The organism is uncultured Microbulbifer sp., assembly GCF_947489355.1.
GTDB lineage: Bacteria > Pseudomonadota > Gammaproteobacteria > Pseudomonadales > Cellvibrionaceae > Microbulbifer.
This window is the reverse complement of record NZ_CANLDD010000088.1, coordinates 1-8978: the sequence shown is the minus strand read 5'-3', so window position 1 is coordinate 8978 and position 8978 is coordinate 1. Positions and strand designations below refer to the sequence as shown.

Annotated in this window: 14 protein-coding genes; all 14 read left to right on the top strand. The window is 43.9% G+C overall.

Features of this window, described 5'->3' with window-relative positions:
• Positions 1–262 precede the first annotated feature (262 nt).
• The 14 genes from Q1A48_RS19940 (at position 263) to Q1A48_RS19875 (ending at position 8823) form a co-directional block, all read left to right on the top strand.
• Positions 263–697 carry a DUF1772 domain-containing protein gene (locus Q1A48_RS19940; protein WP_299948426.1) on the top strand — a complete coding sequence of 145 codons (435 nt, stop codon included), beginning with the start codon at positions 263–265 and terminating at the stop codon, positions 695–697.
• 215 nt (positions 698–912) lie between these two features.
• Complete coding sequence (locus Q1A48_RS19935; RefSeq protein WP_299948424.1) at positions 913–1302, top strand: hypothetical protein; 390 nt, start codon at positions 913–915, stop codon at positions 1300–1302.
• A 259-nt stretch (positions 1303–1561) separates the two neighbouring features.
• Positions 1562–2419: a hypothetical protein gene (locus Q1A48_RS19930; protein ID WP_299948422.1), complete on the top strand. Its 858-nt coding sequence runs from the start codon at positions 1562–1564 to the stop codon at positions 2417–2419.
• Between the two features lie 151 nt (positions 2420–2570).
• Positions 2571–3101, top strand: coding sequence for a nuclease domain-containing protein (locus tag Q1A48_RS19925; protein WP_299948421.1), 531 nt, complete (start codon positions 2571–2573; stop codon positions 3099–3101).
• Between the two features lie 390 nt (positions 3102–3491).
• Positions 3492–4193, top strand: a complete 702-nt coding sequence (locus Q1A48_RS19920) for a hypothetical protein (protein ID WP_299948419.1) — start codon at positions 3492–3494, stop codon at positions 4191–4193.
• Positions 4193–4672, top strand: a complete 480-nt coding sequence (locus Q1A48_RS19915; RefSeq protein ID WP_299948417.1) for a Panacea domain-containing protein — start codon at positions 4193–4195, stop codon at positions 4670–4672. The genes Q1A48_RS19920 and Q1A48_RS19915 overlap by 1 nt, the downstream gene beginning before the upstream one ends.
• Before the next feature lie 88 nt (positions 4673–4760).
• Positions 4761–4967 carry a hypothetical protein gene (locus Q1A48_RS19910; protein WP_299948415.1) on the top strand — a complete coding sequence of 69 codons (207 nt, stop codon included), beginning with the start codon at positions 4761–4763 and terminating at the stop codon, positions 4965–4967.
• A gap of 175 nt (positions 4968–5142) precedes the next feature.
• A complete protein-coding gene (locus Q1A48_RS19905; RefSeq protein ID WP_299948413.1) occupies positions 5143–5652 on the top strand; it encodes a hypothetical protein in 510 nt (169 codons plus the stop codon).
• On the top strand, positions 5649–5876 hold the full coding sequence (locus tag Q1A48_RS19900; RefSeq protein ID WP_299948411.1) for a hypothetical protein: 228 nt from the start codon (positions 5649–5651) through the stop codon (positions 5874–5876). The genes Q1A48_RS19905 and Q1A48_RS19900 overlap by 4 nt, the downstream gene beginning before the upstream one ends.
• Positions 5864–6454: a hypothetical protein gene (locus Q1A48_RS19895; protein WP_299948409.1), complete on the top strand. Its 591-nt coding sequence runs from the start codon at positions 5864–5866 to the stop codon at positions 6452–6454. The genes Q1A48_RS19900 and Q1A48_RS19895 overlap by 13 nt, the downstream gene beginning before the upstream one ends.
• Positions 6451–6603 (top strand): hypothetical protein, encoded by a 153-nt coding sequence (locus Q1A48_RS19890; protein WP_299948407.1) that lies wholly within the window; start codon positions 6451–6453, stop codon positions 6601–6603. The genes Q1A48_RS19895 and Q1A48_RS19890 overlap by 4 nt, the downstream gene beginning before the upstream one ends.
• A gap of 132 nt (positions 6604–6735) precedes the next feature.
• Positions 6736–7047 carry a hypothetical protein gene (locus Q1A48_RS19885; RefSeq protein ID WP_299948405.1) on the top strand — a complete coding sequence of 104 codons (312 nt, stop codon included), beginning with the start codon at positions 6736–6738 and terminating at the stop codon, positions 7045–7047.
• Between the two features lie 132 nt (positions 7048–7179).
• Positions 7180–8142, top strand: a complete 963-nt coding sequence (locus tag Q1A48_RS19880) for a hypothetical protein (protein ID WP_299948403.1) — start codon at positions 7180–7182, stop codon at positions 8140–8142.
• 174 nt (positions 8143–8316) lie between these two features.
• Positions 8317–8823 carry a hypothetical protein gene (locus Q1A48_RS19875; protein ID WP_299948401.1) on the top strand — a complete coding sequence of 169 codons (507 nt, stop codon included), beginning with the start codon at positions 8317–8319 and terminating at the stop codon, positions 8821–8823.
• Positions 8824–8978 lie beyond the last annotated feature (155 nt).

Here is an 8978-nt window from a genome sequence, read left to right as displayed (position 1 = left end):
CTTTTGCGTTTTAGAGCTATAAATTAGCTACTTTGTGATTGCTGTCTCTACCAGACACCCAACCACCCAAACCGGCCACTGAGCCGGTTTTTTACTCTGGAGAGTGATCGCATTTTGTACGATTGTGCCAAATCCATGTAGGTAGCTGTTTTTAATGCGCATTGTGGGTAAACGGCGCAAAATTGATTCCTGGGCAGTAATCAGGATAATACTGATCATGGTGATTAGTATTTAAATGTTATGCGAATATAAGGAGATTTCAATGATCATGGTGCTAATCGCAATTTTCTGCTGTGGTACTTTCTTTGGTGCTGCTCTTTATATCTCTATAGCACAACATCCAGCAGCATTAGAAACAGGCACAGATTTTGGGGCTAGGTTCTTTCCCCCGATGTACGGAAAAGCAGCTCCAATGCAAATTGCTCTGGCGGCTATCGGTTTCTTATCGGGTCTTGTTGCATGGATATTAGGCAATGGCCTTTTATGGCTAATTGGCGCGATCCTCCTTATATCAGTTGTACCCATTACGCTTAAACTCATAAAGCCAATTAACGACATTCTACTCAACCCAAACAACGATCTTGAACCAACTGAGATAAATGAATTACTCATTAGGTGGGGGCATAAGCATTGGTTACGTACAATTGTCAGTGGCCTATCATTTATTATCTATTTGTCAGCAGTGATTTACGCATAACATTTACGCCCAAATAAACAAACCAGCCACTGAGCCGGTTTTTTACTCTGGATAGAGTGATTGTATTTTTTACGATTGTGCCAAATTCATGTAAGTAGCTGTTTCTAATTAGGATTGTGGGTAAATGGCACAGGATTGCTTTCGAGACAGTAATCAGGATAATAGTGGTCATGGTGATCAGTATATAAATATTAGGCTTCTTAAAAGGTCCTGTAATGTTTAGATATGTGTTGCTTACAATGATAATTTTTACATTAGTGGGCTGCGGCGGTGTTGAGTGCACGGAAGAATCTGAAAGAGTAGATGTTGCCAAAAAATTATCACATCAACAGCTCGGCTCTCTTTATACAGAAGCTGTCAAACTCATTTCTCAAGGTGGTATGCCCCTATTAACGGGAGAGGATATTCCAAAGGAATTTGATCTAGTTAGCCCGAAGGCCGTTATGGTGAAATCGAAATCTGTTTGGCTGTATCTAGAGAGTTGCAGCTTTGACAATAAGGTAGTTGTCTTTATTACGCAAAAGAGTCCAAGCCAAGGTAATATCTTTCTCCGATGGGGGGAGGCTCCTGAGTCAAGAACAATCGAGTTGTGGCGCAAAGCCTAACAAACGCCGGCACAAGCGCGCACTACATGTGCTGGACTCGCAACAAGTTGCTCGCCTGTGCGGCGGGCGTTATATGCACCCAAAAAATTGATTTTCGCCGTAAAAACAAAATCATCTAACAGTCATAAGGATGTCAGGTATTTTAAAAATGACTTGCTTGAAGTGACTACCTTCTCAATCACATTTAAGCGTTATATCAGTGAAAGCGAATTTAGTATGGAAGTTAAATAATTCCTTGATTTCAAATTATGGATAAATTATGCATCGTATTTCAATCGTTTTACTCTTTTCTATGATAAGTATGAGTGGCAATAGTTATAGTAAAGATAAATCTCCAGCCTCAAAAGAACTATATCTTGGGCAAAAGCCGCCAGGTTTGATCTCTGAACGTTTTGCTCCTAGCATTCTTGATAAGGGATTTAGGGCTGGATCAGCAGCCTTTAGTCCCGATCTAAAAGAGTTCTATTTTCGAAGAAGAGGGGGGGAATATAAAAAGAATACTTTGTTTGTCATTCAATACAAAGATAAACAATGGATCGAGTCTGTTGTACCACCCAGAGCCGGGCAACCATTTGTTTCCCCTGACGGTAATATTTTGCACTTGGGGAAAGCCTATAGGGAGCGAACCCACTCTGGTTGGTCTGAGGTGAAAAGTCTTGATGCCCCTTTCAATGATTTGCCTATCATGCGTCTCACAGCTTCATCTAAAGGCACTTACTATTTTGATGAGGCAACTGAAATAGGCAATATTCGTTATTCACGATTAATAGATGGCAAACGTGAGGCACCTAGATCTGTGAGCAAAGAAATAAACACGGGTAAATGGACCGCTCACCCCTTCATTGCGCCAGATGAGTCTTACATTATATGGGATAGTGAAAGAGACGGTGGATATGGTGATAGTGATCTGCATATTTCTTTCCGACAGCAAGATGGCTCATGGGGAACTGCGATAAACTTAGGAGATAAGATAAACACAAAATTCCAAGAGCAATTTGGTAGTGTGACCCCAGATGGAAAGTACTTTTTCTTTCACCGGTCGTATGACAATAAAGGCGATAAAGCAGATATCTATTGGGTAGATGCAAAAATTATTGAAAACCTTAGGCCCAACTAATAAACCATATAACAATCGCAGGCAGTATGCTACGGCCTTCTGCTAGCCGCTATTATTCAACTACCCAAACCGGCCCCTGAGCCGGTTTTTTACGCCTGGAGAAAGCGACTTCCCCAGGTCTCACAATCTGGAACTGCTGAGGGAATGGCATATGGAGGGGCTAAAAGTTCAGGCTGGAGATGCCCAGGGAGACAAAGTGAACCTGCAACCCACCGGCATCCCGAAACTACTGAGGCTGGCCAAAGGCCGCGATTGCGTCCGCTGTGATAATAACGAGGGCACCACAGTGGCCGCCCACTACCAGAGCCAGCGCAGCCACAGCTACGGCAAGGGCCGGGGGATCAAGCCCCACGATGCCATGGCTGCGCATCTCTGTTATCGCTGCCACGCTGAGGCGGATAGCAGTGGTCTGGGTAACTGTCCCGAGGACCACAGTAGACGCTTTCTGCTGCTGATCATCACTACTCAAATGAATTTGCTTATAGAGGGTCGCATCACCGCACGAGACTATGCTCAGGCCTTCCTGCTGAAGCTGTGCCGCAATACGGCGGAACTCATGGAGTGTGGAGAGCCTGAGCTTCACGACATCGCCTGCCGCCTGGCCGAGTGCTGGGACTCAGGTGAGATCGCTATCGCCTCCCAGGGGGCCATGGTGAGCAGCTTTGTGGGGGTGAGCTCATAACCAGCCAATTTTTTCAACTGAGCAGGGATTTTGTCATTTGACGAAAATGTCAGAGTAGTTATAGTTGGCGGCTATGTGGTCTTAGATCAGTAGTGTCGATATTCGAAAATATTAGATGATATTTGAGATAGTGATTGAGGGAATATTGACAATAGTGATCAATATTTAAATGTTAGAGTTCGAGCTAAATTGACGTAGGTAGTAAGGAACTACATGGAGATATATTTAGAAGACTTTCACCCAGTTAGGAAGTTTCTATACAAAGCTGCGAGCTTGGGGTTATACCCGACGATAGTCGGTGCAATAGGGTTCGCCTTCATTGGAGCCCCAGTTAATATTCAGGTTCTCATACGGCGTTCTCTTCCTCTAGAACTCCGTAAGCACATGTTGATGATGATGAGTTATGAGGGATGGCTGGTAACTCTATTCTGTGCAGCGGTTTTTTGTGCAATATGGGGTGGAGCAGGAAGTCATGCAACCGTTCGCTTTGTAACAAGGAAGCATAAAGATGTCGTGACTGAGAATGACCGACTCAAAGAAGAGAGCGAAAGTAAAAGCATTAACTGTTATAAGCTTTTTTCTAACTATCTTTATAGTTACGCACAAAGGTTTAATCTTGGTGCAAAAGAAAGGGTAAGCCTTTACAAACTAGATATGGAAATGTTTTCTTGTATTGGTCGGTTCTCTGAGAATGAACTATTTAAATACAAACCGAGCAGGCTATATCCCAAAGATCAAGGATGTATTGCTAAAGCATGGGAAACGGGAACATCTGAGGACACAAGTGCTCCTGATCCAGAAGATGATTTAGTGGCTTGGGCGCAGTATAATATTGATAAATTCAATTTTACAGCGGAACAAATTAAGAATATTAAAATGCGTAGTAGAGCATTCCGTGGTATCAGGCTCAATAATTCAGAAAATATTACAGTAGCTGTACTTGTTTTTGAATCTTTGGAGCAAAATGGGCTTCCGCTCGCAAAGATTTCTAGGTTTTTTAAACAGCATGAAGTAAAAAATTTAGTTAATTTAATAGAATCTCTCAAACAACATATTCCTAGTCTAGAAGGTGCTAGGTCGGAGGGTTTCTGATGGAAACGAAAATATCAAGTTTAATCAAGTATCTTTTAAAGAACTATCCAAACAAGTCTGAACTGTCAGCATCAAGGCTAACCAAGATGCTCTATTTGGCAGATTGGAAGAGTGCGATAGAAAACTCAAAGCAACTTACTGACGCTGAGTGGCACTTTAATCACTATGGCCCGTATGTTGATGATTTTATTAAAATTGCTGCAAATGACGATGAGATAAAGGTCTTTAGTACTCAAACGATGTTTGGTGCTCATAAGCAGCAAGTAGAATTACGTGAAGGCTCCAGTAGGGAGATAGAGATTCAAGAATCTGAGAAAAAGATACTTGATTTTGTAATTGATTCAACTAGAAGCAAGAATTATGAGGAGTTTATAAAACTCGTTTATTCCACGTACCCAGTTGTTTCTAGCAGCAGATATAACGACTTAGATTTGGTAAAAATGGCGCAAGAATATAGAGATATATCTGAAAAATTCTAACAAAGCGTTGCACCGGACAAGCCAGTGAACGCGGCGTTATGTGTAATAGCAATTCAGTATCGCAGTATACTTATAAAGGTAAGAAAATATGGGTTTTTTGGGTAAATTGAGTGATGCTGAGTTTAAGCAAATGCTTGAGCTGCTAAAACGCTATGTAGAGAACGATATGGATCAATGGGAGCTTTGGAAATTTGATGCTAAGTTTTCGAAAATATACGTAAACGTTTCAATGAAACCATCCCATCCTGGCACCGAAGAGGCTTACGTGGATATGAACAATTTCTTGGGTTGCTAACCCAGCACGTAGGTGAATTTACAATGCTGATAGTTAAGTTCATAGCACATAATAAATAAGGATATATTGCACTTGCTGCAACATTTGAATCCTAAATAAAAAAACCGGCCGCTGAGCCGGTTTTTTTACGTCTTGAGAAAGTTACTTGTCCAGGTCTCACAATTTGGAGCTACTAATGGACTGGAAAGCGATAGTAAAAAGCGTGGCGCCGACTCTAGGCGCTGCCCTGGGTGGCCCTGTTGCGGGAACGGCAGTCAAGTTCCTGGCCGGTGCCTTACTGGGTGATGAGAAGGCCACTGAACAAGATATTGCCAACACCATTCTGACGGCGAGCCCCAAACAGCTACTGGAGCTGCGCAACCTCGACAACCAGTTCAAGCTCAAGATGCGCGAGCTGGATATTGACGTTTACCGGTTAGAAGTAGAGGACCGCAAGAGCGCCCGTCAAATGGGGATCAAGGGCGGCCTAAAGGCACAGATGGTACTGTCCTTCATGTTTATCGGTGGCTACTTCGCCCTGACCTTCTCCTTATTTTCCGGTGAGATCATTCTGACCCCTGCCATTGAAAAGACTGGCACTCTGATGCTCGGTGTGATTACTGGGGCCATCCCCATGATTCTGCAATTCTGGTTTGGCTCCAGCCAGGGTAGCAAAGAGAAGACACAGGCAATGGCAAAACCATGACCACACATGATCTTGTTCGAGAGTTAGCGGAAAAGGCTGGCCACGCCACCACGGTAACCGTGGGCGCTATCGGCAGTGTCTACAGCTTGTTTATCCAAAACCCCATTGGCTTTATCTGTGCCCTGGTGGCCGTCGCTTCCTTTGTGATGAACTGGTATTACAACCACAAGCGCCTGGAGTTGATGAAAGTGCAGCAGGGGCAGAAGCAGGCGTGGCCGAGCTAAAGCTGACCTTTGATGCCTCGGCCTTTGATCGCGCGTCCAGAGCGTTACAGCGGCAGTTGCCCTATGCCGGTGCGCAGGCACTGAACAATGTGGCATTTAGGATTCGCGGGGAAGCGCGTGCGGTGATGGGGCGAGTGTTCGTCAACCCGACCCGATTGACCTTGAACGCTGTACTGGTGGACAAGGCCACCAAGCACACCGGCGTTGCCAGAGTGTATATCCGGGATCAGGCCACCAAGGGCACCGCACCCAGTAAGTACCTGGCCCCTGCGGTCTTCGGCACCAGTCGCAATGAGAAACGTTTCGAGCGCGCCCTGCGCTATGCCGGTCTGCTCCCTGCAGGTATGTATGTTGTTCCGGGGGAGGCGCCAAGCTCAATAAACACGGCAATATCACTGCGGGCACCTACAGCAAGATTCTGTCCCAGGTGCGGGCCAGTTCGGATTCTATGCAGAACGCCACCGGTAGCCGCCGCAGTAAAGCTAAGAGAGGGATCACCAAAGGTTACTTTGTCGGCAAGATTGAAGGCACCTGGGGCGTATGGCAACGGGTGGGGTATAAGCGCCGCCGTTCTGTGAGGCCCATTCTGATCTTTGTAAAGAAGAAACCCAATTACCGCAAGCGCTTTCCGTTTTTCAAGATCGCCGAGGGCATAGCGCAGCGGCATCTGTTACCCGAGCTGGGCAAGGCGATGGACCGGGCACTGGCCAATGCCCGCCAACGGTGATTCCAAGGTTTATTCAAGGTTGATCTCGGTGACAACGGGTCCTCCTGAGAAACCGTGCGCACGGGGAATTCGGACCCTGCTTTTTTAACAGCAACCTGAAATTTCATAGGGGGTTATAAAGCCAAACAGCACGTGCGCATTGTCAAACCCTGTATGGCCGCTGGCCAGCCGGCCCCGCTGGGCAAAGTGCTGGAGTTGGCCATTGGCGAAGCCAACCAGCTGATCGGCACCGGTCGTGCCCAGGCGGTGCCCACAACGGAAAAGGGCCGGGCAGGTACGGGGTCCTCAAGACATACTATCGGCTGTAGCGGATATGCAAGCAGTGGCATTCTTCAGGACTGTGGTATGGCCAGAAATTTCTCAGAATACTGTATAGATACTGACGCGCTGGCGAGCCTGTTCCAGAATAATAAGGAAATTGGCGCCAATTTTTTAACAATCTAGAATTCTGGACTTACCTCCGATCTGGTGGGAATGTTTCAGAAATCAGTTCAGGCTTGTTAAGATGTACTAGATGGTGTAATGATAACCTCAGATGCAAATGCGCAATGTAAAAGAATAAGGAAGTTCATATTAATGCAGGAACTGCCAAGGTTATTTAAGAGTTATCGCGAAATTGAAATGCGGGAAAATTTCGATGCTTCTCATGGAATAACAGTCGAAAATTTTAAATCTCTCATTGGTCAGTATCATTTTGACAAAGTGGTATGCTGTCAAGTAAGAAAGTCTGAAGGAAACTGCGGCAATAAACATCTCCGTGGATGGCTGGGCAAAACAAAGCATGGTAAAGAATGCCTTATAGGTGGGCATTGTGCAATTAAGTATTTTAATGCTAGTAAGAATTTTTCCACTGAAAGAAACAGAGTGCGAAAAGAGATCAATATCAGTAAGTATATAGATTTTCTGAATATTCTTTTAAAAGATGCAAAAAAATATGAGGCTGAGTTAGATTTAGAGCTTGGCCGCCTAAGATCTATCAAAGATTTAAAAGGAACACTTGAGGGCAAGATGGTCAATGGTGTTCCAAAGTTACTTAGCGATATGGCAAAAACGGTAAACTCCTCTATCAATATAGAAGTTCAGTATATTGAGGTGGATGAAGATAATAATAAACACATAGACTGGGTAGTAAAATCGATTGGAAATGTTCGAGGTGTACAGATTTGGCTTTACAGTAATTTGGGGAGTGTTTTTTCAGAGTTGAAATCTATCAGGGAGGCATTTTCTAATGTTGAAATTTCTAGAAATTCAGGCGAAAGAAAGCTAAAGCGCTGGTTTGATACCTTAAGTGGATTGGAAAATGTCCGCTCCAAAATAGATGATATTTACCGGGAATTTAAGGAATTTACAGACCCAAGTAATCTTTCCCTTCTCATTTTCATGGTTAGGAATCACAAAGATCAAGTTAAGATGGCAAAGTTGGCGCTTGAATATAGTGGGCATCCATCTCCTTCTGATAGAGAGGCAAAAAAGTTAATAAAGAAACATGAAGATTCAATAAGGAAAAGTAATTCTAATCGTAACTTTAGGGTGGCATGATAGGAATGTTGTTAATTGAGGGCGCTTGTTGGTTCTCATGCTGCCATGTATGTGCGATCAAAATTATAAGTATAGAATTAATTCTGGTGTATTTTTATATAAAAGGGTTTTAGAGTATGGCATATATCACTATATCAAATTTAAAAAATAAATTAATAGAGATAAGGAATTTTTATGCACCCAATTCATAAGAAAACTTTAGGTAGATATGAAGTATTTCGTCATCAAGATAGAGAGATTGCTGCAGATAATCTTCCTCCAAAGTTGAAGGGTATTTTAGAGCTTTGTGCTATTGATCATAGAGCACTTGTTTCCGTGAAGACATGGGAAAATCTGCCAGAAAGAAAAGTATGTTGGGACTGGACATTTGCAGCCAGATATAAAGCGCTTTGGCCAAAGATATTTGATATGTCGGTATGGTTTGGTAATACATTATGTTCTTTGTCGTTGGGGCGCCCGACCTATAAGGGTACAGAGATGCGGTTGGATTTTATCGAAAGATCACCAAAAAACTGCCCACACGCTGGAGAGATGTTCAGGGTCTCTCTGCTTGCATTTGAAACGTATGGCAATCTGATTGGGGCGAGCAAAATTAGAATCATGCAGCCTATGAACGATAAGCTTGTGAACTATTATATATCCCATGGTGGTTTCAGTTTTGTAGGCAAAAAACAGGGCTAGTCCAAAAGGGAGACCCCCCGGCTTTGCCGGGGAGGCACGCATAGTTTGACAGATCCGGAAGTCCCATAGTAACTCCAATGTGTGAGCCGCCAAGCAACACACAAAGGAGTCACTATGAGACAAGTGGACAGTTTAAGTCACACGAAATGGGAGTG

What these genes read in the sequence shown, in the direction of transcription:
- Q1A48_RS19875 (WP_299948401.1), top strand. Translation starts at nt 8,317, where the DNA reads ATGCACCCAATTCATAAGAAAACTTTAGGTAGATATGAAGTATTTCGT.
- Q1A48_RS19935 (WP_299948424.1), top strand. Translation starts at nt 913, where the DNA reads ATGTTTAGATATGTGTTGCTTACAATGATAATTTTTACATTAGTGGGC.
- Q1A48_RS19900 (WP_299948411.1), top strand. Translation starts at nt 5,649, where the DNA reads ATGACCACACATGATCTTGTTCGAGAGTTAGCGGAAAAGGCTGGCCAC.
- Q1A48_RS19925 (WP_299948421.1), top strand. Translation starts at nt 2,571, where the DNA reads ATGGAGGGGCTAAAAGTTCAGGCTGGAGATGCCCAGGGAGACAAAGTG.
- Q1A48_RS19940 (WP_299948426.1), top strand. Translation starts at nt 263, where the DNA reads ATGATCATGGTGCTAATCGCAATTTTCTGCTGTGGTACTTTCTTTGGT.
- Q1A48_RS19920 (WP_299948419.1), top strand. Translation starts at nt 3,492, where the DNA reads ATGATGATGAGTTATGAGGGATGGCTGGTAACTCTATTCTGTGCAGCG.
- Q1A48_RS19910 (WP_299948415.1), top strand. Translation starts at nt 4,761, where the DNA reads ATGGGTTTTTTGGGTAAATTGAGTGATGCTGAGTTTAAGCAAATGCTT.
- Q1A48_RS19880 (WP_299948403.1), top strand. Translation starts at nt 7,180, where the DNA reads ATGCAGGAACTGCCAAGGTTATTTAAGAGTTATCGCGAAATTGAAATG.
- Q1A48_RS19915 (WP_299948417.1), top strand. Translation starts at nt 4,193, where the DNA reads ATGGAAACGAAAATATCAAGTTTAATCAAGTATCTTTTAAAGAACTAT.
- Q1A48_RS19905 (WP_299948413.1), top strand. Translation starts at nt 5,143, where the DNA reads ATGGACTGGAAAGCGATAGTAAAAAGCGTGGCGCCGACTCTAGGCGCT.
- Q1A48_RS19930 (WP_299948422.1), top strand. Translation starts at nt 1,562, where the DNA reads ATGCATCGTATTTCAATCGTTTTACTCTTTTCTATGATAAGTATGAGT.